23 protein-coding genes, 1 tRNA gene and 1 pseudogene are annotated in these 23,686 nt (G+C 70.9%); 16 read left to right on the forward strand and 9 right to left on the reverse strand.

Features of this window, described 5'->3' with window-relative positions; genetic code table 11:
- The first annotated feature begins 85 nt into the window (after positions 1-85).
- Positions 86-721 (forward strand): TetR/AcrR family transcriptional regulator, encoded by a 636-nt coding sequence (locus ACFQRF_RS09835; protein WP_379870657.1) that lies wholly within the window; start codon positions 86-88, stop codon positions 719-721.
- Positions 722-1,605: 884 nt separating this feature from the next.
- Here ACFQRF_RS09835 and ACFQRF_RS09840 read toward each other — a convergent pair.
- Complete coding sequence (locus ACFQRF_RS09840) at positions 1,606-2,025, reverse strand: hypothetical protein (RefSeq protein ID WP_379870995.1); 420 nt, start codon at positions 2,023-2,025, stop codon at positions 1,606-1,608.
- A gap of 598 nt (positions 2,026-2,623) precedes the next feature.
- On the opposite strand from ACFQRF_RS09840, the gene ACFQRF_RS09845 reads away from it, so the two are divergent.
- From ACFQRF_RS09845 to ACFQRF_RS09860, 4 genes are all read left to right on the forward strand, one after another.
- Complete coding sequence (locus ACFQRF_RS09845) at positions 2,624-2,761, forward strand: hypothetical protein (RefSeq protein WP_379870658.1); 138 nt, start codon at positions 2,624-2,626, stop codon at positions 2,759-2,761.
- Positions 2,758-3,045 (forward strand): hypothetical protein, encoded by a 288-nt coding sequence (locus ACFQRF_RS09850; RefSeq protein ID WP_379870660.1) that lies wholly within the window; start codon positions 2,758-2,760, stop codon positions 3,043-3,045. Before ACFQRF_RS09845 ends, ACFQRF_RS09850 begins: the two co-directional genes overlap by 4 nt.
- 157 nt (positions 3,046-3,202) lie before the next feature.
- Positions 3,203-3,670: a GntR family transcriptional regulator gene (locus ACFQRF_RS09855; protein WP_379870661.1), complete on the forward strand. Its 468-nt coding sequence runs from the start codon at positions 3,203-3,205 to the stop codon at positions 3,668-3,670.
- A 96-nt stretch (positions 3,671-3,766) separates the two neighbouring features.
- Positions 3,767-4,069 carry an HD domain-containing protein gene (locus tag ACFQRF_RS09860; RefSeq protein WP_379870663.1) on the forward strand — a complete coding sequence of 101 codons (303 nt, stop codon included), beginning with the start codon at positions 3,767-3,769 and terminating at the stop codon, positions 4,067-4,069.
- 174 nt (positions 4,070-4,243) lie between these two features.
- Here the strand turns inward: ACFQRF_RS09860 and ACFQRF_RS09865 are convergent, their stop codons facing one another.
- Both ACFQRF_RS09865 and ACFQRF_RS09870 read right to left on the reverse strand, forming a co-directional pair.
- A complete protein-coding gene (locus ACFQRF_RS09865; protein WP_379870664.1) occupies positions 4,244-4,717 on the reverse strand; it encodes an NUDIX hydrolase in 474 nt (157 codons plus the stop codon).
- A 10-nt stretch (positions 4,718-4,727) separates the two neighbouring features.
- Positions 4,728-5,465 (reverse strand): XRE family transcriptional regulator, encoded by a 738-nt coding sequence (locus ACFQRF_RS09870; protein ID WP_379870666.1) that lies wholly within the window; start codon positions 5,463-5,465, stop codon positions 4,728-4,730.
- A 279-nt stretch (positions 5,466-5,744) separates the two neighbouring features.
- On the opposite strand from ACFQRF_RS09870, the gene ACFQRF_RS09875 reads away from it, so the two are divergent.
- From ACFQRF_RS09875 to ACFQRF_RS09905, 7 genes and pseudogenes are all read left to right on the forward strand, one after another.
- Entirely contained in the window at positions 5,745-6,152 is a 408-nt protein-coding gene (locus ACFQRF_RS09875; protein ID WP_379870667.1) for a plasmid replication, integration and excision activator, read from the forward strand.
- Positions 6,153-6,284: 132 nt separating this feature from the next.
- Positions 6,285-6,533 carry a hypothetical protein gene (locus ACFQRF_RS09880; protein ID WP_379870669.1) on the forward strand — a complete coding sequence of 83 codons (249 nt, stop codon included), beginning with the start codon at positions 6,285-6,287 and terminating at the stop codon, positions 6,531-6,533.
- Entirely contained in the window at positions 6,533-7,945 is a 1,413-nt protein-coding gene (locus ACFQRF_RS09885) for a cell division protein FtsK (RefSeq protein ID WP_379870670.1), read from the forward strand. The genes ACFQRF_RS09880 and ACFQRF_RS09885 overlap by 1 nt, the downstream gene beginning before the upstream one ends.
- Positions 7,945-9,615, forward strand: a complete 1,671-nt coding sequence (locus ACFQRF_RS09890) for a replication initiator (RefSeq protein ID WP_379870672.1) — start codon at positions 7,945-7,947, stop codon at positions 9,613-9,615. Before ACFQRF_RS09885 ends, ACFQRF_RS09890 begins: the two co-directional genes overlap by 1 nt.
- Before the next feature lie 63 nt (positions 9,616-9,678).
- A pseudogene (locus ACFQRF_RS09895) lies at positions 9,679-9,816 on the forward strand (helix-turn-helix transcriptional regulator); the annotation flags it as partial.
- Positions 9,817-9,912: 96 nt separating this feature from the next.
- The gene (locus ACFQRF_RS09900; RefSeq protein WP_379870674.1) at positions 9,913-10,680 is read left to right on the forward strand and encodes a tyrosine-type recombinase/integrase; all 768 of its coding nucleotides are present in this window, start codon (positions 9,913-9,915) and stop codon (positions 10,678-10,680) included.
- Positions 10,677-11,012 carry a tyrosine-type recombinase/integrase gene (locus ACFQRF_RS09905; RefSeq protein ID WP_379870675.1) on the forward strand — a complete coding sequence of 112 codons (336 nt, stop codon included), beginning with the start codon at positions 10,677-10,679 and terminating at the stop codon, positions 11,010-11,012. Before ACFQRF_RS09900 ends, ACFQRF_RS09905 begins: the two co-directional genes overlap by 4 nt.
- A gap of 135 nt (positions 11,013-11,147) precedes the next feature.
- Here the strand turns inward: ACFQRF_RS09905 and ACFQRF_RS09910 are convergent.
- The 4 genes from ACFQRF_RS09910 to ACFQRF_RS09925 form a co-directional block, all read right to left on the reverse strand.
- Positions 11,148-11,223 (reverse strand) — tRNA-Arg (locus ACFQRF_RS09910).
- Entirely contained in the window at positions 11,214-13,661 is a 2,448-nt protein-coding gene (locus tag ACFQRF_RS09915) for a glycoside hydrolase family 95 protein (protein WP_379870677.1), read from the reverse strand. Before ACFQRF_RS09915 ends, ACFQRF_RS09910 begins: the two co-directional genes overlap by 10 nt.
- Positions 13,662-13,698: 37 nt before the next feature.
- The gene (locus ACFQRF_RS09920) at positions 13,699-14,595 is read right to left on the reverse strand and encodes an amidohydrolase family protein (protein WP_379870678.1); all 897 of its coding nucleotides are present in this window, start codon (positions 14,593-14,595) and stop codon (positions 13,699-13,701) included.
- A gap of 1,375 nt (positions 14,596-15,970) precedes the next feature.
- Positions 15,971-16,228 carry a hypothetical protein gene (locus tag ACFQRF_RS09925; RefSeq protein WP_379870680.1) on the reverse strand — a complete coding sequence of 86 codons (258 nt, stop codon included), beginning with the start codon at positions 16,226-16,228 and terminating at the stop codon, positions 15,971-15,973.
- A 623-nt stretch (positions 16,229-16,851) separates the two neighbouring features.
- On the opposite strand from ACFQRF_RS09925, the gene ACFQRF_RS09930 reads away from it, so the two are divergent.
- On the forward strand, positions 16,852-18,192 hold the full coding sequence (locus tag ACFQRF_RS09930) for an enolase C-terminal domain-like protein (protein ID WP_379870681.1): 1,341 nt from the start codon (positions 16,852-16,854) through the stop codon (positions 18,190-18,192).
- A gap of 782 nt (positions 18,193-18,974) precedes the next feature.
- Here ACFQRF_RS09930 and ACFQRF_RS09935 read toward each other — a convergent pair.
- Positions 18,975-19,295, reverse strand: coding sequence for a hypothetical protein (locus ACFQRF_RS09935; RefSeq protein ID WP_379870683.1), 321 nt, complete (start codon positions 19,293-19,295; stop codon positions 18,975-18,977).
- A gap of 354 nt (positions 19,296-19,649) precedes the next feature.
- On the opposite strand from ACFQRF_RS09935, the gene ACFQRF_RS09940 reads away from it, so the two are divergent.
- The 3 genes from ACFQRF_RS09940 to ACFQRF_RS09950 all read left to right on the forward strand — a co-directional run bounded on the left by ACFQRF_RS09940 (position 19,650) and on the right by ACFQRF_RS09950 (position 22,611).
- Positions 19,650-20,447: an SDR family NAD(P)-dependent oxidoreductase gene (locus ACFQRF_RS09940; RefSeq protein ID WP_379870684.1), complete on the forward strand. Its 798-nt coding sequence runs from the start codon at positions 19,650-19,652 to the stop codon at positions 20,445-20,447.
- Positions 20,444-21,466 carry an aldo/keto reductase gene (locus ACFQRF_RS09945; RefSeq protein ID WP_379870686.1) on the forward strand — a complete coding sequence of 341 codons (1,023 nt, stop codon included), beginning with the start codon at positions 20,444-20,446 and terminating at the stop codon, positions 21,464-21,466. The genes ACFQRF_RS09940 and ACFQRF_RS09945 overlap by 4 nt, the downstream gene beginning before the upstream one ends.
- Before the next feature lie 305 nt (positions 21,467-21,771).
- Positions 21,772-22,611: a PhzF family phenazine biosynthesis isomerase gene (locus tag ACFQRF_RS09950; RefSeq protein WP_379870688.1), complete on the forward strand. Its 840-nt coding sequence runs from the start codon at positions 21,772-21,774 to the stop codon at positions 22,609-22,611.
- A 74-nt stretch (positions 22,612-22,685) separates the two neighbouring features.
- On the opposite strand, the gene ACFQRF_RS09955 is transcribed toward ACFQRF_RS09950, so the two are convergent.
- Entirely contained in the window at positions 22,686-23,669 is a 984-nt protein-coding gene (locus ACFQRF_RS09955; protein WP_379870690.1) for an LLM class flavin-dependent oxidoreductase, read from the reverse strand.
- Positions 23,670-23,686 lie beyond the last annotated feature (17 nt).

A 23,686-nucleotide genomic window follows, 5' to 3' on the forward strand; every position in this document is an offset into this window, starting at 1 on the left:
ACGAACCTCCTATATGAGTGATTACTCGTGAAACGCAGAGTACGAGTGATTGCTCGTAAAAACAAGGCGCACTAGGGTGGCGGACGTGAGTACGACGGGGAATGACGCGGAAACACGACGCCGACCGGTGCGGCGGCGGGCGCGCGGCCTCGCCAGGATCGAGCTGATCCTCGACGCGGCGGCCACCGAATTCGCGGCGGCCGGATACGAGCGTGCGACCACGAACAGCATCGCGGCGCGTGCCGGCATCTCCCCGGGGTCGCTCTACCAGTACTTCGCCGACAAGGAGGCCATCGCGCACGCCCTCGCGAGCCGCTACGCGGAAGACGTCATCAGCAGTCAGCGCGGCGCGGCGGCCGACGACGTCGTCTCCGCTCCGCTGCCGGCGCTCGTCGACCAGATCATCGACCCGCTCGTCGAGTTCAACGTCGAGAACCCCGCCTTCCTCGCCCTGTTCGCCCGCCCCGACGTACCCGGCGTGCTGGCCAACCCGATCGAGCCCATCGAATCGACGTTCGCCGAACGCTTGGCGGCCATCCTCACCGCCCGCAACCCCGAGGTCCCCGGCGGCGACATCGCGCTGTCGACCCAGACCCTGATCCTCATGTTCCGCGGGCTGATGCTCGGCGTATCCTCCCTGGCCCCCGACCAGCGCGCGCTGCGCGTCCGCGAGACCAAGGCCGCGATCCTCGGCTACCTGCGGCACCGGGAACTCCGCTGACCCCCGCCCCACACCTCCGGCACGGCGAACCCCGGCCGGTCGTGATGCCCACGGCAGGCCATGGCCGTTGAGCACGTTTCCCGCAGGACCCCCGGTCGCGCCGCCGGCCCGCTACGGATTCCGAACGGCAGCCGACACGAAAAAGGCGCCCTCTCCGAGGAGAGAACGCCCAGTTCAGAGCCCATCCGGCTGGCGCACCCGGGAGGATTCGAACCCCCCAACCTTCTGGTCTACCGGGTGTCCTGGGTGATCACCGCAGATCCGGGATGAGCACTTGTGACCGGGTCCGTTCGTCCTCACGGCTTCCCGCCGTTTCCGGCACTCTCCCGACGCCATGTGCATCAAATGTGCATCGGCTCCGCCGAGTCGTCGCAGCTCCTAGGCCCTGAAACGCGTCCTGCTTCTCGATGCACTGACGCGGATCCAAGACGCTCAGCCACCGCTTCCGCCGCGCATTCGCAGCTACGTTGCATCCCACCCGCAGCACCACCGCTGTGAGCGACCACGGTATCGGGGCCGCGTGGGTTCCGGCGCGGGCGGTCTGCACCATGTGCACGTCCAGTGTCGCGCCGGGTTCCACGTGGCGATCGTCCGAGGGGTCCAGGGGGCGAGTAGCCCCCTGGTACTACCAGTCCGCAACCAACAGCCGCACACCTTCGTGGGCCTCGCTTCGTGAACCAGGTTCCGTAGCGACGGCGCATGCCCGAAGCGGCCAGATGCGGACAGGCGACGGCCACCATCGCGCACCCCGGCCGACGGCCGCGCGCTCGGGACCGGGCGGCAGCCCGCAGCCCGAGCGTGCAGGCCGCACGGCCGCGACGGCGCGGAAGCGCCGTCGCCCTTGATCCCATACAGCCCAATTCGGCAATTGATCGCCGTGCGGTTCACGACCCGTGCGGAGTGGCCGCCTGCCAGGTGCGTTCGAAGCTCTGAAGGTAAAGATCAGCCATGTCGTTACCGGTCTGGCTGTCGATGTACAGGACCGGCGTCATCGAAGCCGGGGCGCCATAGATGTGCTGGTTGATCAGCAACCGGTCGTCGGCCCGGTAGATCGAGTTGTACAGGACCGTGCTGTGCAGCCGGAGTTCGATGCCGGTGACGCTGAGCAGGGGCCGGTACAAGACCAGGGCGTTCCGGATCTTGGCGGGCATCGCGTCCCCGATCTCCTCCTCTTCCCCTCGCTGCCGCACCTGTGGGCTGTCCGGGTCGCCAAGCAGGATCCGCACTGACACCCCGGCACGTGCCTTCTCTTCGAAGATCCGCAGGATGCCCGGGTCGTCGGGGAGGAACAGGCCGGCGTACACCAAGACACCGATTTCCCGTTCGGCTGAGGCGAACAGTTCGCGTTACGCCTCGTGAGGCACCGCCCAGCGGTGCGGGTGTAGCCGTGCGGGGTCCTCGGGGAACGGGGCGGCTCCGGCGCCTCGGCCTCCGGCCAGAGTCGCCGCTCCGGTACCCCCAACAGGTCAGCGACCGCCCAGCGGTGGCGCGGGTAGGGCGTCTTGCCGGCCAACCAGCGGCGGACGGTTTTCGGGTCTACGCCGACCCGTGCCGCAACGTCAGCGTCGGTGAGTCGTGATGCGGCAAGCGCCTGGCGAAGAGCGTCGTTCAGTCGTCGTCCTCCGGAGCGGGGCCTCCGACGATAACAGAAGACGTCCCAAGACGTCCCTGCAAGAAGTCCGATACGAGGTACACATGTCCGGCCGGTCCGGCGAGGGTTTCCGCAGGTAGCAAGGACCCCCGCGAGTGGCGTTAACACTCCGGGGCGGGGTCCCAACCTGAAGAAGCAAGTGGAACAGGCGGAACCCTCGCGCGGTTTCGACCGAATCCCCGTACGGCACGGCCCTGGCTTCGTTCGGCGAATCCGGCGATCGCTTTCACGATGCCGCCTCGGACTATCCGGTGCCGCCGCGAGCGGCGATGGTGCGGCCCTACATCGTGCACTTGGAGCACCAGCGACAGCAGCAGCGGACCGACCGCAGTCGGCTCGGCCTCGCCGTGCTCCTGGACCTCGCGCGGCCGGTGGGAGTCGCTGCATGACCGCCGACGCAGACGACGCCATCTTGAGGCTGCTGCAACGCGTCTACCAGGGCCAGTGGCGCATCCGACGCACGACTCATCTGTGGATCGCCACCGCAGAGGCCTACTTGGCCGAGCACGCACCCACCATCGTTGAGACGGACCTCAACACCTTCGTCCGGCAGTTGGAGAATCCGCCGCCCAGCGCGGGACGGTCGCTCCTCTCGCGTCCCGCATTCCGGGATCGCCTCGACCAGGTCAGCCCCGATGGGGTGTATCGCCAGGTGAACCCGCCGACGACCTGACAGACCCCGCGCGGCCGATGGTTCCGCCGCTTCCTTCGCCCTTCATCGGCCGCGCGGCTTCACAGCCGTGGATGAGTAGCGGGAAGCGCTGCGCAGGTACGCAGCAGACCGTGCGAAGCTGTGCGAAGTCGTTGACGAAGAATCGGAGGGAATTGGCGTGAACCCGCGCCCTACCCCGTGGGGGACGTACACGCAGATCGCGGACGTGCTGCGCCGTCGCGTCACCGATGGCGAACTCCCTGCCGGCACCCCGCTGCCCTCCGAGTCGGCCTTGGGCGAAGAGTTCCACGTGGCCCGGAGCACCATCCGCCGCGCCCTGGCCGCCCTCGAAGCGGATGGACTCATCCACACGCTTCCCGGGCGGGGCCGCGTCGTCAGCGGTCCGGATGACGAACGCGACGTCACGCCCCAGTACCGCCGGATCGCTGACGAGCTGCGCGCGTCGATCGCGAGCGGTGCCCTGTCTCCTGGTGCTCCGCTCCCGAGTGAGTCGGCCATCACCCAGCGGTACGGCGTCTCCCGAGGGACGGCGCGACAGGCGCTCTCCGAACTGGAGGGCTCCGGGCTCATCGTGGCCGTTCACGGAAAAGGGCGCTTCGTCCGGGGATCTGACACTTCCGGCTAGTTAGCCTCGGACATGCGCGACATGTACCTTGGGCGCGGGATCTCGCGCAACGTCTCCTGGCCGAACCGCTGCCCCGCAGGTGGGCACACACAAGGCGTGGCCGACCAAGCCGCGACCCTGTCGACTGTCCTCAGCGCTGACGCCGACCTAGTGGTCGCCTCCGCGTGGCTGCACGATATCGGGTACTCGCCGTCACTGGTGAGCATCGGCTTTCACCCACTCGACGGTGCCCGTTACCTGCGCGATGTCGAGCACGCCGACGGACCGCTGTGCCGCCTGGTCGCGCACCACACCGGCGCCTTGGTCGAAGCCGAGGAAGCGGGTTGCGTGATGAGCTGGCCGGCGAATTCGCTCTGCCGCCCGAACCCCTGCTCGAGGCGCTCACCTACTTCGACCTGACGACCGGTCCCGACGGCAGTCGTCTCACCGTGGAAGAGCGGCTTTCCGAGATCCTCGACCGGTACGGGCCTGACGACCTGGGGCACCACGCCATTCACCCGATCTTCGCCCGCGCTGCTGGGCACTGTGCGGGCTGTCGAGAAACGGCGGTCCTCCACCACGTAGAACGGTCGGCTACCCGATGTGCGGCGCTCCGGCTGCCAGGAAGTTTTCGATGCGCAGTCGCATGGACCGGTCCATGCGCAAGTCGGCCAGCTCTGCCTTCGGCACCCAGCGGACCTGGCGTGACTCGTCGCTGGGCGTGGGCTCGCCTGACACCGGCCGCGCTATGAGCACGATCGAGAACTCCTGCCGGGCCTCACTGTCGCTCGTGTAGAAGATGACGTGCTTGGGGTCGCTGTAGATACCTGAGATACCGGTGATCTCGCAGGTGATCCCCGTCTCCTCAACGGTCTCCCGGACCGCCGCCTCCGGTACGGACTCCCCAAGGTCGATCGCGCCCCCGGGCACCGCCCAGTTGCCGTTGTCCGATCGGCGGATGAGCAAGACCTCATCGCGGTCGTTGACGGCCACGACGTTCACGGAGGGCACCAAGCTGTTCGCGGCCGGCGCATTCGGGTCGTCGTAGTAGTCGATCCGCTTGCCCACTGGCCTTCCCTCAATCGAGTGGAGTCGCCCTGTCCCAGACCTTCTCGAAGCTGTCGAGGTAGGTGTTCACCATGCTGCCACCCGGTATCTTTCGCAGGTGAAAGACCGGCGCATAGGACGTCGGAGCGCCGTAGACATGGGTGTTGACGAGCATCTGATCATCGGCACGGTAGATCGAGTTGTACAGGATCGTGCCGTGCAGCCGGAACTCGACGCCGTCGACGGCGCGCAGTGGCTTGTACAGCACGATCACGTTCCGGATCTTGGCCGCCATGGAGTCGTCAATGCCCTCGTCGGCCCCTCGCTGGGCAACGGCTTCGCTGTCGGGGGCACCCAGCAGGATGCGCACGCGGACTCCGGCACGGGCCTTCTCGGCGAGCAACCGATGCATGCTGGCATCCTCGGCGAGGAAGAACCCGCTGAACACCAGGATCGAGATCTCCCGTTCGGCGGACTCGAACAGCCGCTTCCACGCGTCGCGCGGGACCGTCCACCGGTGCGGGTGGACCTCGATGATCTCGCTGCCGGAAGCCGCGGTGCTCTGCTCAGCCGATAGGGCCTTGGGCCACAGGTACGTCTCATCAACGCCGAGTCGCGCCGCAGCGGCGTACCGATGCCGCCGGTAGGGAGTGCGGTCAAGACTGATCCAGCGCTCGACACTCTTCGTGTCGACGCCGACCGCGTCGGCCAGATCAGCGGGTGTCATTCCGCGTTCCAGCAGCGCGGCGCGCAACCTCTCGTTCGGCATCTGCCCCGTTCTCAGGACGTCCAAGGACGCGCTCACATTATCGAGACGTCCTGAACACGTCCAGCCATGTAGTGATCTCGTCCCACCGTGATCATCGATTGTGGTGATCACCCGCAAGAGGTGCGGGGGCGCCGGGAGCGGCCAGCGCAGATGACGACGGCTGACGCTGAATGGTGGCCACCAAAGTTCGATACATGCTATACATGTATCGAACTTGCCGAGGGGTCCTCCCAGCGGCGCGGACTCGCACGTACATGACCAACGAAAGGCGTATGCGACATGGCGATTCAGGGTGCTCTGCCGGTGGAGTTCGGAGTCGTGTTCCCGCACGGGGCCTACGCGCTCGGGGTGGAGGCGATCACGAACTTCGAGACGAAGCGGCCTGAGGTGGACAAGGACACGGGTCTGCCCATGTGGGCGGTGGACGTGATCGATGCCGACCCCGAGGCGCGGGGCAAGGCGAAGTCGGTGAAGGTGAAGATCGCCGCTGAGGTGTGCCCGACGCTGCCCGATGAGGCGCCCGGCCTGCCGTTTCGTCCCGTGGAGTTCGAGGGGATGGCGGTGCGGCCCTACATCGAGGAGGTGGGGCGTGGCCGGAACCGGATCGCTTACTCGCTGCGGGCGCGTGGGGTGAAGGCTCCCGGCGCCACCGGCCGTCGTGCGGCCTCCGCCAAGGACGCTGCCTGACCATACGAAGTGGGGCGGCTGGTGCGCCAACATCAGCCGCCCCCTTGGGGCCAACGGATGCTCCAACATCCCCGGCCCGCCGTCTCTCCTCGTTTCCGCCTCCCAGCGAAGAACAGAAGAGGTCTGTTGATTATGTCTGATCGCCGTTCCCGCGTCACGATCCGCGAGATCCGTGACCTGCTCCAGATGATCCGTGACCGTCACAACGCGGCCAAACCGCTGTCCCCGGCTGAGGAAGTCGCGCTCCTCCGGCGTAAGGCCGAAGTTCTGTCCCGGATCGCCGCTGACTCCGATGATCTGGCCGCGCATGAGGCCGCCCGGGAAGCCTGCGCCGAGCTCGGCGCCGCGATCAAGCGTCACCTGTCCGGGGGTGCGGCCTGATGATCCGCGACAACAAGCCCGGCCCGGCTCAGGTACAGCAACCGACCGCCCCCGTTCCCGCGCAGACGTTCCGGTTCTCCACACCCGTGGTGGAGACGCCCGCGATCTTCGTCATCGGCGGGTGGATCGCCCGCCTCCTCGGGTTCCTGGTCCGGCTGCCGTTCCGCTTCCCCGTCCTGGTCACCGCCCTCGCGAGCTCGGCCGCTGTCGCCTACTGGTTCGGGTGGCTTCCCCTGCTCGTGGTCCTGGTGCTCGCCGGTGGGGGACTGGCGGGCTGGTGGTGGCGCTGGCCTGCGTCGTTCCACCGGTTCGTGACGCTGCGGGTGCTGGCTGGGTGGCGGTGGGTGTGGGTGTACCACCGGCACTGGCAACCCGTCCTCGTGGTCGCTGGCCTGGCGGAGTCCTACCTTGAACGCCAGTACCTTCCCCGTATCCGCCGGGTGACGTGCTCGGACTGGTCCGATCGTGTCCGCGTCCGCCTGGTGGCCGGCACGTCTCCGGCCGACTTCGAGGCACGCGTTACCGAGCTGGCGCACGGCTTCGGTGCCCCGTCCTGCCGGGTCACCGTCCGGGGTCCGCGTGACATCGTCTTGGAGTTTCCGCGCCGGGACATGCTCGCCGACACGATCCCGGCATTGCCCGTCCCTGAGCAGGTGGACTTGAAGGCGCTGCCGATGGGGACCTGTGAGGACGGCTCGGCGTGGCTGCTGCGCCTGCACGGAACCCACGTCCTCACCGTGGGCGTGACCGGTGCTGGTAAGGGGTCGGTGATCTGGTCGGCGGTGCGGGCGATGACCCCGGCGATCCAGGCCGGGACGGTCCGGGTGTGGGCGGTCGACCCGAAGCGGATGGAGTTGTCCTACGGCCGGTCGATGTTCGCGCGCTACGCCGATGACGGGGAAGCCGCTGTTGAGCTGCTTGAGAGAGCGGTGGCCGCGATGCAGGACCGCGCGGCGCGCTATGCCGGCAAGCAGCGCACCCACATCCCCACCTCCGATGACCCGTTCCTCGTCATCGTCGTGGACGAGGTGGCGTTCCTCACGGCGTACCACCCGGATCGGGATGTTCGGCGGCGGGCTGAGAACGCTCTCGCGACACTGACCAGTCAGGGCCGTTCGGTCGGTGTCGCGGTGCTGGCTGCTCTTCAAGACCCGCGCAAGGAAGTCCTGAACCTGCGCAACCTCTTCCCCGACAAGATCGCGCTGCGGCTGGATGAAGCCTCCCAGGTGGACATGGTCCTTGGTGAGGGTGCCCGGGACCGGGGTGCGAACGCGCACCTGATCGACCCCGACCTTCCCGGCGTCGCCTACGTCCGCCTCGAAGGCTCCTCCATCCCCGTCCGTGTCCGGGCGGCCTATGTCTCCGATGAGGACATCACCGCCATGGCCACCGACATGGAAGAGGTGGCCTGATGCCCACCCCGACCGGAAAGACGACGCGGGCTGAGCGGATGGCACAGCCACTCGCCCGTGAGGTCGCCGAGCGGATCGCGGTCGACAAGGGCGTGTGCATCCGGCCCGTGGCCCTGCGCCGCACCGACCTGGCCACCGGCAAGACGGAGATCGTTGATGTGCCGTGCGGCTCCACCCTTGAGAGCCGCTGCCCGGCCTGCGCCCGGCGGAAGCGGTCCCTTCGCCGCACCCAGTGCGAGGAAGGATGGCACCTCACCCAAGAACCGACCGTGACGCCGAACCCGCCGACCGAGGATCAGACGCGGTGGGTCGAGTGGCGCGCCCGGGTCACCGCCGAGCGGGACGCCCTGGCCGCTTCCGGCACCGCCGATGCCGATGACCTCGCGGAGCTGGATGAGGTCATCGCGGAACTGGACGAAGAGATCACCGCGTCCGGTCTTCGCGGCAAGGTCGCCCCGGCCCCAGACCGGCAGCGGGCACGCCGTGTCCGCTCCACTCGGCGCCGTCAGGACGCCCCCGACCTCCCCCGCCGGCCGATGACCCGCCGCACCGTCGGCCAGACCTTCGAAGACCCCGCGTCGGGCAAGGTGTTCCGGCCGTCGCTGTTCATCACGCTCACCTGCGACACCTACGGGCGCGTGCGCTCCGACGGCACACCCGTGGACCCGGCCACGTATGACTACCGGCGGGCGGCGCGGGACGCGCTGCACTTCTCCAAGCTGATCGACCGGTTCGTTCAGAACCTCCGCCGCGTCGCGGGCTTCGACGTCCAGTACTTCGCCACCGTCGAACCGCAACGCCGGTTGGCGCCGCATCTGCACATGGCCACCCGGGGCACCATCCCCCGCGCGAAGCTGCGCCAGATCGCTGCCGCGACCTACCACCAGGTGTGGTGGCCCGCTGCGGACACGGTGGTGTTCCAGGGCGAGCACCTGCCGGTGTGGGATGGCGCCACGGGGAACTACGTCGACCCCCTGACGGGGGAGCTGCTGCCCACGTGGGATGAGGCGCTGGACGCGCTGGATGCCGCCCCTGATGCCGAACCTATGCACGTGGTCCGCTTCGGCCCCCAGGTCGACGCGAAAGGCGTCCTCGCGGGGTCCCCGGATGCTGAGCGGTGCGTTCGGTATCTGGCGAAGTACCTGACCAAGGACATCGCCGAATGCCACACCGTCGAAACCAATGCTCAGCAGCGGCACGTGGACCGTCTGGTTGAGGCCCTGCGGTTCGAACCCTGCTCCCCGCGCTGCTCCAACTGGCTGCGCTACGGCATCCAGCCCCAAGACGCCAAAGACGGCCTCCGGCCCGGCTTCTGCCGCTCCAAAGCGCACAAGCGTGAGCATCTGGGCTATGCCGGCCGTCGCGTCCTGGTCTCGCGGAAGTGGTCGGGCAAGACCCTCGCGGATCACAAGGCGGACCGTCTGGCCTGGGTCCTGCAACAGCTCGGCGTCGACCCGTCCCGCGACGACCAGGGCGCGAACGGCTCTGCCTGGCTGGTCCCGGTTGCTTCCAGCGATCACGCCTGGGAACTCGCCCGACCCACCGACCCAGATGTAGCACCCCGCGAACACCGGCTCTTGCGCGCGGTCGGCGAAGCGCTGAAACGCCGCGCCCGACTCGACCACGCACGACAGATCAGTCTTTCGGCAACCACGGAAAGGGCCGCATGAGTACAGCGACGGCGACCGTTTCGGAACCCCCGAGCGGAATCCTCCCTCTGGTCGGTCGAGGACGCCGCTGGCTATTTGGGTGTACCGCCCAAGACGCTCTACGAGTGGCGCTACAAGGGCGACGGTCCGCCCTCCCACCGCATCGGCCGCTACGTGCGCTACGTGCCCGCCGAAGTCCGCGCATGGGTCCGAAGCCAGTAACACCCAGAGGAGATCGCAGATGGCCCGTGCGTGGATCTACGACCGCATGAACGACAAGACGTACGTCGAAGCGGTGGCACCCCGCCCGCCCGGTGGATGGTCCGCTACTACGACCCAGCGGGGCGACTCAAGAGCGGCGGCACCTTCAAGAAGAAGCCCGACGCTGAGAAGCGGCAGACCGAGATCGAGGCCAGCCTTCACGAAGGCACATACCGCAACCCCCAGGATGCCAAGGCGACCCTCGAAGAAATGGCTGAGAAGTGGCTGAGTACGCGGACCGACATCAAGCGGTCCACCTGGTGGAAGTACCGGAGCCTCCTCGATAACCACGTACTTCCCCGCTGGGGCGATCTTCCCTTGAGCGCCATCCACGCTGAGGACATCGCCGTGTGGGTGGCCGAGCTACAGAAGCCGCGTGAAGAAGGCGGCGCCAACCTCGGGGCCTCGCAGACCCGCCGGGCACATGGGGTCCTGTCCATGGTGCTCGGCTGGTGTGTACCGCGCCGGATCCCACACAATCCCGCCAAGGGCGTGCCGCTTCCGAAACCGAGTGAGGAGGAACACGTCTACCTGGACTATGCGCAGGTGGAAGCCCTGGCGGATGCCGCCGCGTCGCTGCGCACCAAATACGGGCAGGTTGCGGCAACTGCACACGTCAACCGAGCCCTCATCGTTCTGCTCGCCTACACGGGTCTGCGGTGGAACGAAGCGGCGGCGCTGCGGGTCGGCCGGGTCGATCTGGCCGGTCGGAGGATCCGGGTCGTGACCGCGTTCGCTGAGGTGAATGGGGAGCTGATCGAGCAGACGCCGAAGAGCGGGAAGAGCCGCACGGTTCCGGTGCCACCGTCGCTGGTCGGCGAGTGAAGCCGTTGGTCGAGGGGCGTCCGGATGATGCCCTGCTGTTCACCACACAGCGGGGCGCCCGGATCCGGCTGCGCAACTGGCGCAACCGCGAGTTCGGGCGGGCGGTGAAGGCTGCCGGCCTGGGTGGGCTCGGACTGACCCCGCACAAGCTGCGGCACACGGCGGCGTCGCTGGCCATCGCGGCGGGCGCGGACGTGAAGGTGGTGCAAACCATGTTGGGCCATGCGACGGCGACCATGACCCTTGACTTGTACGGGCACCTGTTCCCGGACCGCCTGGATGAGGTCGCCGAAGCGATGGACGCCGCGCGGGTCAAGGCGATCGCCGCCTAACCGGTCAAGGCGGGCGGGCCGACGAGTGTGCACCGAATGTGCATCGGGGCCTGGTTCAGCGACTCTCCGCCAACCCTCAACACAGTGAAGCCCGGCCTGTTCTCGCAGGTCGGGCTTGGTGTTGCCTTCGTAGGCTGGCGCACCCGGGAGGATTCGAACCCCCAACCTTCTGATCCGTAGTCAGACGCTCTATCCATTGAGCTACGGGTGCCGGTCTTCGCTTGTGGCGCCCCGGAAGTGCTGTCGGCTTCCCGGGAACGAGTAGAACTCTACCACGCCGCCCGAAGGGGTTTGCGCGTGATCATTCTCCGCCCTGGTCAGCGAGTAGGTGGCTCCGGCGTGGGTCTCCAGGATGATGCTGGTCGGGGTGACGCGGCGGAATCGGGGGCTCTCGAGGGGCGCGGTGGTGACCGTGAACGGCTCCTGGAAGAGGGTGCTGCGGACGTGCACGGTGCCGTTGCGGGCCGTGTGCAGCGTGACCGTGGTGGGGTGTCCGTCGGTCCAGGAGATGTCCACGGTGATGTCGCCACGGGCGCGCAGGCCGGTGGCCGTGCCCGTGGGCCAGGTGCGGGGGAGGGCGGGGAGGACGTCGACCGCGTCCAGGTGGCTCTGCAGCAGCATCTCGGCGATGCCGGCGGTGGCGCCGAGGTTGCCGTCGAGCTGGAACGGGGGGTGGGTGTCCCACAGGTTCGGCAGCGTCGACTCGCGGAGCTGGCCGGCGAGGACGCGGTGGGCGTGGTCGCCGTCGTGGAGGCGGGCCCAGTGGTTGATCTTCCAGGCGCGGCTCCAGCCGGTGCCGCCGTCGCCGCGGGCGGTCAGGGAGACGCGCGCGGCGGCGGACTCGGGCGTGCCGGGGTGGATCCGCGAGCCCGGGTGCAGCGCGAACAGGTGGGAGACGTGGCGGTGGGTGTCGTGGGGATCGTCCAGGTCGGCCCGCCACTCCTGGAGGTGCCGCCACCCGCCGATCCGCAGGCCGGGGTCGAGGCGGGCCAGTGCGGCGCCGAGGTCGGCGCGCAGGCCGGGGTCGGTGTCGAGGGTTTCGGCCGCTCGCAGGGTGGCGTCGAGCAGTTCCCCGACGATCTGCTGTGACATCGCCGCGCCCGCCGTGACGTCCCCGTGCTCGGGGGAGTAGCTGGGGGAGACCACTAGCGTGCCGTCGCGGGGATCGGGGTGCAGGTTGGCCAGCCAGAATTCGCCCGCCTCCCGGAGTGCCGGGTAGACGGTGCGGCGCAGGTGTTCCCGGTCGAGGCCGAACCGGTAGCGGTCCCACAGCATCAGGGCCAGCCAGGCCGCGGCCTCCGGGAACCAGAAGGCGGTCGGGTAGTCGTGCACTCCGGTGAACCCGAAGGCGTTCGTCTCGTTGAACACCACCCAGCCGGGCGACCCGAAGATCCGTGCCGCGGTGCGGCGGCCGGGCACCCGCAGGGCGGTCACGAAGTCGTCCAGCGGCTCGGCGGTCTCCGGCAGGTTGGTGGTCTCGGCCGGCCAGTAGGCCATCTGCAGGTTGATGTTGGTGTGGTAGTCCGCCGACCATGGCGGCGACGTGGAGTCGTTCCACACCCCCTGCAGGTGGGCCGGCAGGGTGCCCGGCCGCGACGACGCGATCAGCAGGTAGCGGCCGTACTGGAAGTAGAGGCGCTCCAGCGCGCGCTCGGCCGGTCCGCCGGTGCCGCGGTAGCCGGCGAGCAGTTCGTCGGTCGGCCGGTCCGGGACATGGTGGTCGAGGTCCAGCCGCACGCGGTGGAACAGGCCACGGTGGTCGGCGACGTGCTCGGCGCGCAGCGCGGCGGGATCGCGCCGCACCGCGCGGTCGACGGCGTCGGTGACCGCGCGGTGCGGGTCGGCTCCGCGGTAGCCCGGGTACCGCGGCGCGTAGTCGGTGCCCGCCGCGAGGACGATGAGCACGCTGTCCGCGCCGGTGACGGTCAGCCGCGTGCCGTCATCGGTGACCGTGCCGCTCTCCGCCATCACGTGAACCTGCGCCTCGAAGACCAGGCCGTTGTCGGTGAGCGCCCCGCGCACCATGAGCCGCCCGGAATCGGCCGTGACGCGGACGCCGGGATGTGGCGTCCGAAACCCCACGGTCACCGTCACGGCGCCGGCCCGGTCGGCGGACAGCCGTCCCACGACGACGCCGGCCGGATGACTGGCGAAGTACTCGCGCCGGTGCGCGACACCCCGGTGCCGGTAGCGGATGGTGGCCACGGCGTCGTCGAGGTCGAGAGCACGCCGGTAGCCCGCGGGGATGCCGTCCGGGGCGTCGGGGAAGTCCAGCAGAAGATCGCCGAACGTCTGCTGCGCCCCGTACCCGCGCCGGGGGCGGCCGAGCCGGCGTGCGAGTTCCTCCGGGGAGACCCGCCCGCGCTGGTCGATCCGCCGCCGGAGCTCCTCGATCACGGTGGTCCTCGGCTCCGGCCAGTCGCCGTGGTCGTACCCCTCACGGGATCCGGGGCCGCCGGTCCAGAGCGTCTTCTCGGTGAACTGCAGCCGTTCGTGGCGGACGCCCCCGAAGACGCCGACCCCCAGGGCGCCGTTGCCGATGGGCAGGCATTCGCCCTCCCAGACGGTCGCCGGTCGGCGGTACCAGAGCACCAGTTCGGAGGGCGAGGTGCGGCCGTCCGGCGCGGTGGGCCGGGGGGACGGGGGCATCGGACTCCCTTCGGTCACGAACCTCGGCGGCGCGGGCTCATGGGAGCAGGCGGTCCAGCCCGTACCAGCGCACCGCGGTGCCGCCGAACACCGCCGCGCGCTCCGGTCCGGAGAGCCCGTCCGTGATCGTCTCGGCGATGTCGAGGACCTGGCGGTAATCGGCCGCCAGCGTGCACACCGGCCAGTCGGACCCGTACATCAGCCGGTGCGGGCCGAACAGGTCCAGCGCGCGCCGCCCGAACGGCATGAGCTGCTGCGGCGTCCACGTCCGCCGGTCCGCCTCGGTCACCAGGCCGGACAGCTTGGCGGTGACGTTGGGCGCGGCGGCGAGCGCGGCCAGCCCCTGGGACCACCCGTCGTCGCCGTCGGCTCCCCGGGAGGCCGAAGGCGAAATCCGCGGTTTGCCCAGGTGGTCCAGGACGAAGCGGACCTCCGGGTGCGCGTGGACCGTCGCCACCGCCGCCGCGAACTGCGGCGGGCGGACCAACAGGTCGTAACGGAGCCCGGCTCGTCCCACCGCGGCGATGCCGCGCCGTACGTCCGGCCGGAGCAGCCACCCGGGGTCGGGTTCGTCCTGCACCGGATGCCGTACACCGACGAGCCGTTCGCCGGCCGGCCCGGTCCGCAGTCCGGCGAGGACGTCGGCGACGTCGGGGGCGGTGAGGTCGACCCAGCCCACGACCGCGCGCACGACGGGGTCCACGGACGCGACCGCGAGCAGCTCGCGCGTCTCGGCGGGATCGGTCGCGGCCTGCACGACCACCGACGCCGAGATCCCCCGTTCCGCAGTGGCCTGGGCGTACCGGTGCGCGTCGAATCTTCCGTGCAGCGGATCGGCCCACGGGCCGTCCATCCACGGCAGGTTCCGTCGGGCGGTGTCCCAGAGGTGGTGATGCGCGTCGACGCGGGGCACGGTGTCCGGGGTTTCGGTCATCGGGTGCCCCGGGTTCCGGGCCTGGGGAGTGGGTCGGCCGGCCGGTGGCCGACGGCGGACGCGGTGCCTCCGGTGGACAGCGGGCGACGTGGCCGGGGTGGGCCGGAGGCCGACGGGAACGGGGGCGGCGTGCGCGTCATCCGGCTCCTCGCGGCGGATCGGTACCGAGGGGGATCGGGAGCGGACGAGACGGGGAGGTGCCGGCCACTCCGGGACGGTCGGGCGATCTGTTCGGACCTTATCCCGAGCGCCGCCCGGCCGCCAGACGCTCGTGATGGAGGCCCAGGTCGGTGACGCATTGGCCAGACCACATTGCCGGGGTGCGGCGAGGGGAGTGCGTACGTCCGCGTTGGACTTCTGCGAAGGTCGCGGTGGCAGCGGCCCGGTCCCGCCCGGCGGCGGACCCGCCGTCCGGCCGGTGTGAACGCTCGTGGGGACCGGCGCGACGGCATCGCCACGGCCCGGCCGGATCGCGATTCCGATGGCGTACTCGGCCGGGGACACGACGCGGTCCGCCGCCGCCCGGTGGCCGACGGCGTGCCCGCCGCCTTCCCGGGCGCGCCAGGAGGAGGCTCTCCGGCCACGGACATGGTCCCGCACGCGCTCGGAGGCGAGATCCGGAGCGAGCCGCTGGATTCCGTCACCGTCCGGCCCGAGCGCGGGCCGTGCCGGTCGCCCCGTGAGCCGGGCTTCGGGACGGTTCCGCAAGGCGTCCCGTGTCCGGGGCGCAGGTTATCCACAGGCTGGGGATTCCGTCTGGACGTGGGCGTCCTGGCCGGGTGATATGGGGAAGCGGGGGCGCGGACCGCCTGGTCCGGGCCCTGGCCGCGCAAGGTTCCGCAGCGCGGTCCCGCCGCTCGACGTTCGAACCGGAGGAGCCCCAATGAGGTCGTCGATCTTGCGTGGTGACCGGCGTCCAGACCACCACGGACGGCCGTGCGGCGGGCGAGGCCAGGAAGGTCCGCCCGGCGCACGGCACAGCCCACGGCGCATCCACCCTGCGCCCGGCCGGTGCGGGGCACGACCCGCACATGGCGGCCGCCCGCCGCGCGCTTGCATTCCCGGAAGGACTTCGCAGAGTAACGGCGCCGATGGCGATCCGGGCGGACATACCGAAAACCCGCGTCAGGCGGTGGCTGTGACACCGTGGCCGGTACGGGAAGCCGGTGATCCCGCCCGGCTCCCGCAGAGCCGGTACGGCCCCCGCGACACCTGCCGGCCGGTCGGTGCTGCCGAAAGCGGCCACGCCGCCGCCGGTGGCGCGGTGAACTCCGCTCCGAGCGGGTCCGATGCCATCCGTCCACGGACACCATCGGGCGCAGGTCGCGGCGCATTCGGTGTCGGCGATGACGAAGGCGTCTTCGGCGACGCTCCGCTAGGCCGAATCGATCACCCGATCGTGCCGCGCGCCCTGGTGGTCCGAGTCGTTAAGTCGATGAAGATATGCGGTGTTGGTCGGGAAGATCGCTGCGGCGGTCGTGGTCCACACGACGGGGCGAGGATTCTCGTCCCGGTTTCCGATCCCTACCTGAAGCGCGTTTTCGAGGTCATTGACCGAGGTGGAGCCGCCGACCGGCGCCGCATCGGGCGGGTCTTTCCAAGGTGGTGGTGATGACTTCTCCGGCCGTTTCATCGGTGATCTTGCGGGGCCGGCCCGGGCGATCCGTGTCGGAGAGCGCCTCCAGACCGCCGTCGATGACCCGGTTGCGCCGGATCGCCGCGTTGCGGGAACGGATGTGCTCGCGGGTGCGTGGCCAGCGCCCTTCCGGGGTGCCTCGCGTGAGACCAGGCGTTTCCGGCGGCCGACGATCTCCGGCCCGGCCTTTTCCCTCAACCGTGCCACGGAATGCGTGAGTGCCCGCCCCCGAGCGGCTCAGTCGAGGAGGCCGGCGGTCGGCGTTCAGCGGTCCGGGGCGCTTCCCCGCCCCTCGCTCGGTTGAACCGGTGACCGTTCGTCCTCCCAGAGCCGGCGGATGCGGGCGACTCACGCACGTGCGCGAAGCAGCGTCCGTGGCGCCGCGCGCGCGTCTCCCCGTGCCGGGAGCCGTTCCGCGCTCGCGCGGTGCTCGGCAGCGGGCCTTGACACCGTGGCCGCCCGGAACGTACTAGTGGTCGGACCAATTCGTGCGATGTCGGCCCCTGCCCCTCTCCTCGGCCCCCTCCGATCCCGCGTTCCCCGCACCCGAGATGACGTCCGTCCGGTCCGCCGCGTGTGACCCCCGTCGACCGTGGTGGCGAGAGATTCGGAGTGTCCAGTTGGCGACGATCACCGCGGTCGAAACCCACGACATCCGGTTCCCTACCTCGCGGGAGCTGCACGGCTCCGACGCGATGAATCCCGACCCCGACTACTCCGCCGCCTACGTCGTGCTCCGCACCGACGAGGGACCCGACGGCCACGGCTTCACGTTCACGATCGGACGCGGCAACGACCTGTGCGTGGCGGCCATCCAGGCGCACGCGCCGCTCGTCGTCGGTCTCGACGTCGACGCCATGGCCGCCGACCTCGGCGGGTTCGCCCGCCGGCTCGTCGGCGACTCCCAGCTCCGCTGGCTGGGCCCGGAGAAGGGCGTGTTGCATCTGGCGGCCGGTGCCATCGTCAACGCCGCGTTCGATCTCGTCGCGAAACGGGCCGGTCTGCCCGTGTGGCGGCTGCTCGCCGAGATGTCGCCGGAGCAGATCGTCGACCTGGTGGACTGGCGCTATCTGTCCGACGCCCTCACTCGCGAGGAGGCGCTGCGCCTCCTGCGCGACGCCGCACCCGGCCGCCGGGACCGCACCGAACGACTGCTGGCGCACGGCTACCCCGCCTACACCACGACCCCGGGCTGGCTCGGGTACTCCGACGAGCGTCTGGTCCAGCTCGCCCGGGCGGCCGTCGCCGAGGGGTTCACCCAGATCAAGCTCAAGGTGGGTGCCGACCTCGCCGACGACCTGCGCCGCCTGCGCCTGGCGCGCGAGGCCGTCGGCCCGGACGTCCGGATCGCCGTCGACGCCAACCAGCGCTGGGACGTCGCCGAGGCGGTGGCGTGGATGCGCGAGCTGGCGCCGTTCGATCCCTACTGGATCGAGGAACCCACCTCGCCCGACGACGTGCTCGGGCACGCCGCCATCCGGGCGGCCGTCCGCCCGATCCGGGTGGCCACCGGCGAGCACGCGCAGAACCGTGTCGTCGTGAAGCAGTTCCTGGCGGCCGGTGCCGTGGACGTGGTGCAGCTCGACGCCTGCCGCGTTGCCGGGGTCACCGAGAACGTCGCCATCCTGCTGCTCGCCGCCAAGTTCGGGGTGCCGGTCTGTCCGCACGCCGGGGGCGTGGGATTGTGCGAGGTCGTCCAGCACCTGGCCATGTTCGACTATGTCGCGGTGAGCGGTAGCCTGACCGGCCGCGCCATCGAGTACGTCGACCACCTGCACGAGCACTTCGCCGACCCGGTGCAGGTGCGCGCCGGCCACTATCGGGTGCCGCTGCGGGCGGGGATCGGGGCGCAACTGCGCGAGGAGACGCTCCGCGACTTCGCTTACCCGCATGGTGCGGCCTGGGTCGACCCCGATCCGCGACCGGCACCCGCCGGACCCGAGGCCGGGGCGGCGCGGTGACCCCGGTCGGCGTCGAGCCACGGTGTCCGCACGCCCGGCCGGGGCCCCGGCCCCGGCCGGGCGGCGGACTGCGCGGGCCGGAGGGTTCCCGGTCCGGGGATCCCGGGCGGCCCGGTCGTCCACAGCCTGGGGATCACGGTGGCGGGACGCGCACCCGCACGGACACCATGGGGCGCCGGGGGTTTCCCGGTTGCCGCCCGAAGTCACCACCGACCGTTGCCGCGAGAGTCGCCGCCATCGCCCCGCCCGCCTGGCCGAGGTGGGCCGGTGCCAGGCGGAGGGGCTTGCGGCACCCACACGACCGGATCGGCCGCCGAGAAGGTCGGCCTCGACGTGGTGCCGCCCGATCGCCGGACGCCGTGCGGGCCGGCCGTTCAAGCAGGCTCCCACCCGGAGCCCCTTGGGTCGGCCGGTTCGCAGGAAGGCCCCCCGATCGACCTCGCCCGTACGGCTCCCGGACATGACCGCGTCCGTACCCCCTGCGGTGGGCATGGTCGCGCGGGCGCCGATCGATCGCCGAGAAAGGAGGTCCTCTATGTGGTGCCGGCGTTCCGCTCCCTGGCCGTCTGTCCAGGGCATGGCCGAGTGCCCGGGAGCACGGGTCCGCTGTTCGGCCGCTCGCGCCGGACCCGTTGGCATGACGGCGTCCGCTCCGCCGAGGTGGGTGACGGCCGCGGTGGCGAGGCCATGGCAGCCGTGCGGCCGGATCGGGCGTCGGGCCAACGTCTTGTTCGCGATGCTCCGCGACGGAACCCGCTACGAACCGCAGCCGTCGGTCGCGGTCAGCTGACCTGAGGATCAGCGAGGAGAACGATGCGATCAGCCTCGACGTCGAAGCCGGGCACCGGATGGCCGAAGTCGCTTTCCGGGTCCATCAGCACCGGCTTGCCCAGCCGCCGCCCGAGCTCCCGAAGGAAGCCGCGGAACGCGTCAAGCCGCTCCTGGCCCTGCAACTCCCGCACGTCGATGTCGAAGTCGACTTCATCGTCGGCATGGAACCGGAAGATCGCCAACACATCGGCAGTCGGCCAGACTCGCAGCACAGGGCAGTCAGCATCCGCCGGACGGGACGGCACGGTCTTCGCACGGGGCACCGGAAGCACCGTGTCTCCCTCGGAGTACCGGCACTTCCCCCCTTCTCCGCGACGAGATCGAGGACCGCCGGCCAGTCCTCCGCCGAGGTATCCGGCACACGCACGTCCGGCAGCGACCCCATCAAGTCAGGGTCGAAGAAACAGCTCACGTCATCCCACAGCGGATCGGCCACCGCGCCACGCTGCCTGACTCACTGGCCCGACGCACCCCGTTTCCCATGACCGAAGACATAGGGGTACCCGCCCCGACGTCCCCTCCCTCCCCCGACGTTCAGGAAGGCAGGACCTCGCCATGTCATCCCACACCCGCTCCGTGACCGACCGCCGTGCCCGCGCCCTCTCGCGTGCTGTGATGTGGGCCCGATGAGCGCGGACGGCGGAGGCGCCCATGACCTGTCCGGCCTGCGGGTACTCGTCACCGGCGGTGCGTCCGGGATCGGTCTCGCCACCGCTCGGGCGTTCGCCGCCCGCGCGGCCACCGTGGTCTGCCTGGACCGCGACATCGACGCTCCGGCCGGGGCGGTGTCGGCCGGGCCGGAGGGAGACGGACGGCTCGCCGGGGTGCGAGCCGACGTCACCGACGATCCGCAGGTCCGTGCGGCCGTCGCCGCCGCGGCCGGCCACGCCGGTGGGCTCGACGTCCTGGTGAACAACGCCGGTATCGGCGCCCAGGGCACCGTGGCCGACAACGACGACGCCGAGTGGGCCAGGGTGCTCGACGTCAACGTGGTGGGTATCGCGCGGGTCAGCCGTGCCGCCCTGCCCCACCTGCGCGCCTCCTCCCGGGCGGCCATCGTCAACACCTGCTCCATCGCGGCCACGGCCGGCCTTCCGCAGCGCGCGCTGTACTCGGCGAGCAAGGGGGCGGTCCTCTCGCTCACGCTGGCCATGGCCACCGACCACGTCCGTGAGGGCATCCGCGTCAACTGCGTCAACCCGGGCACCGTCGACACCCCGTGGATCGGCCGGCTGCTCGACGCCGCTCCCGATCCGGCGGCCGAGCGCGCCGCCCTGGAGGCGCGACAGCCCACCGGCCGCCTGGTCGCCGCGTGGGAGGTCGCCGAAGCCATCGTCTACCTGGGAAGTCCGGCGTCCGGCGCCGTCACCGGCACCGCGCTCGCGGTCGACGGCGGCATGCAGGGCCTGCGGCCGCGCAGATGAGCATTCCCGCATCGGGCGGCCCGAGCCGGCCCGTGGCCCGCAACCGGCTGGGCCGCAGCGACGTGCTGGTCAGCGCGCTGGCGCTCGGCGGCGCCCCGCTGGCCGGGCTCTACCGGCCGGTGCCCGAGCCGGTGGCCACGGCCACCGTGCGCGCCGCCTGGGAGACCGGGCTGCACTACGTCGATACCGCACCGCACTACGGGCTCGGCCGCTCCGAGCAGCTGGTCGGCTCGGTCCTGCGCGAGTTGCCACGCGACTCGTTCACGCTGTCCACGAAGGTCGGCCGGCGGCTGCGCCCGCTGGCCCCGGGAGAGGCCGTCGACCCCCAGGGGTTCGCCAACGCGCCGCCGCGGCGGCGCTACTGGGACTTCACCGCCGCCGGAATCCGGTCGGCCCTGCTGGAGAGCCTCGACCGCCTCGGCCTGGACCGCGTCGACATCGTCCTCCTGCACGACCCCGACGACCACGAGGAGGAGGCGATCGGCACGGCGTTCCCGGCCCTCGCCCGGCTGCGGGACGAGGGCGTGGTCGGCGCCATCGGCGCCGGCATGAACCAGACCGCGATGCTCACCCGCTTCGTGGACCGCTTCGACCTCGACGTCGTGCTGTGCGCCGGCCGGTACACCCTGCTGGACCGGTCCGCGCTGGCCGACCTGTTCCCGGCGTGCGAACGGCGCGGGACCTCGGTGGTCATCGGCGGCGTGTACAACTCCGGCCTGCTCGCCGACCCCCGCCCGGGAGCCAGGTTCGACTACGCGCCCGCCCCCGAGCCGACGCTGCGCCTGGCCCAGGAGACCGCCCGGCTGTGCGCCGAGCACGACGTCCCGGTCCGCGCCGCCGCCCTGCGGTTCGCCGCGGCCCACCCCGTGGTGGCCGCGGTGCTGGTGGGGTGCCGAAGCCCGGCGGAAGTGGCCGACAACCGTGCGATGTGGGAGCACCCGATCCCGGCGGAACTCTGGGACCGGTTACCCCTTGAGCCGGACCCACGGCCGGTCCGGAAGCGCGCGCATCCGGGGTGACTTGTGGGGCGAGGGCGCGCGAACCCGGCCGCGTGACCGCGGTGACCAGCCGGCGCCCGCGAGCGCGCGGATCGTTCCATGACCGTCCGCCGCGACCGGCGCGGCCCATGGGTCCCGGTGCCGCACGAGCCGGACCGGAACGTCGGCCAGTCGCGGCTCCGGGACCCGGGCCGGCGGTCCCGCCGCGATGTGCGGGGCGACGGGCGACCGGCCGGGAGATCTCCCTGGTCGGTCGCTGTTCGCGATGGTCCGGATCGACGGCCATCGGTTGATCTGATGTCCGCGGCTGCGGCAGTCTCTTTCGCATGGACGTGCAACGTTTCGCCGCCTTTTCCGACGCCCCCGGGGGCGGCAACCCGGCCGGTGTCGTGCTCGACGCCGCAGGCAGGACCGATGCCGAGATGCTCGCGGTCGCCACCGAGGTGGGGTACTCCGAGACCGCCTTCATCACCGGCCGCGACGAGCACACCGGCGCGTACCGCGTGCGGTACTTCAGCCCGGCCGCCGAGGTGGCTTTCTGCGGACACGCCACGGTGGCCACGGCCGTGGCACTGGCGGAACGCGACGGCCCCGGAGGCTTGGTCTTCGACACCAACGCCGGCGCGGTGCCGGTACAGACCACGCCCACGGAGTCCGGGTTCGCGGCGACGCTGACCAGCGTCGCCACGCGATCCCGGCCCACCGACGGCGCCGAACTGGACGCCGCGCTGGCCGCGCTGCACTGGGACCACGCCGACCTTGACCCCGCGTTCCCACCGCATGTCGCCTTCGCCGGCAACGACCACCTCGTGCTGGCGGCGGCCACGCGTAGCCGGCTGGCCGATCTGGACTACGATTTCGCCGCGCTACGGACGCTGATGGAGCGCGTCGGCTGGACCACCGTCCACCTGTTCTGGCGCGAGAGCCGCGGCGTCGTCCACGCCCGCGACCCGTTCCCGATCGGCGGCGTGGTGGAGGATCCGGCCACCGGTGCCGCTGCGGCGGCCTTCGGCGGCTACCTGCGCGCCCTGGGCGTGATCGACCACCCGACGCGGATCACCGTCCACCAGGGCGCGGACATGGGACGCCCGAGCCGGTTGCTGGTGGAGGTCGACCCCGCCGACGCCCGCGTTCGAGTCACCGGAAGCGCGGTGCGCATTGACTGACGGTCCCGTCGCGGAGTCGAACCCGGAGAGCGGATATCGGTGTCCACCGCTTCCGCCGCGTGTGCGGCGAGAGGTCAGACGGCGCGGAGCGGAGTCGGGGCGCTGACCAGTTCGACGGCGCGGAGCCGGGCCTGGCGGTCGGGTGCGGCGGGGGCGAGCATGAGTTCGTCGGCGCCGGTCCGTTCGGCCAGTTCGGCGAGGTGGGCGTGCACCTGCGACGGCTCCCCGACGGCGGTGTGCGTCATCATGCCGCGGATCTGCCGGCCGGCGGGGGAGTCGAGCGCGCGGTCGAGTTCGGAGTCGGTGAGGTCCGCGCCGCCCCGCAGCATCATCCTGGCGCGGGAACGAAGGGCGGCCCGATGCTGCTCCTGCGCTTCCTCCTGCGACGCGGCCGCGATCAGGTTCGCCGCGACGATGAGGTACGGCTCCGGGTGCCGTTCGGACGGCCGGTACTCGGAACGGTAGGTCTGGGTGGCCGCGTCGAGAGCGGCCGGGGCGAAGTGCGAGGCGAAGGCGTACGGCAGTCCGAGCGTCGCGGCGAGCTGGGCGCCGAACAGGGAGGAGCCCAGGATGTACAGGGGGACGTTCGAGCCGTCGCCCGGGATCGCGCGCACGCCGGGGATCGACGACCGGCCGTTGAGGAAACCCTGCAGTTCGAGCACGTCCTGCGGAAAGGCATCGGCGGAGGCGGCCGTCAGGCGCAGGGCCCGCGCCGTGTTCTGGTCCGTGCCGGGCGCCCGGCCGAGGCCGAGGTCGATCCGTCCCGGGTGCAGGGCGGCCAGCGTGCCGAACTGTTCCGCGATCACCAGCGGGACGTGGTTGGGCAGCATCACGCCGCCGGCACCGAGCCGGATCCGCTCCGTATGGGCGGCCACGTGCGCGATGACGACGCTGGTGGCCGCCGAGGCGATCTGCGGCATGTTGTGGTGCTCGGCGTACCAGACCCGCTGGTAACCGGAGCGCTCCGCGGCCTGCGCGAGCGGGACCGCGCCGTGCAGCGCCTCGGCGGGAGTCTCGTCCGCGGCCACCTGGGCGACGTCGAGGAGTGAGTACTTCATCGGTCCTTCGTTCCGTG

Origin of the sequence: Marinactinospora rubrisoli (genome assembly GCF_042664915.1) — a bacterium.
GTDB classification, from domain to species: Bacteria; Actinomycetota; Actinomycetes; order Streptosporangiales; family Streptosporangiaceae; genus Marinitenerispora; species Marinitenerispora rubrisoli.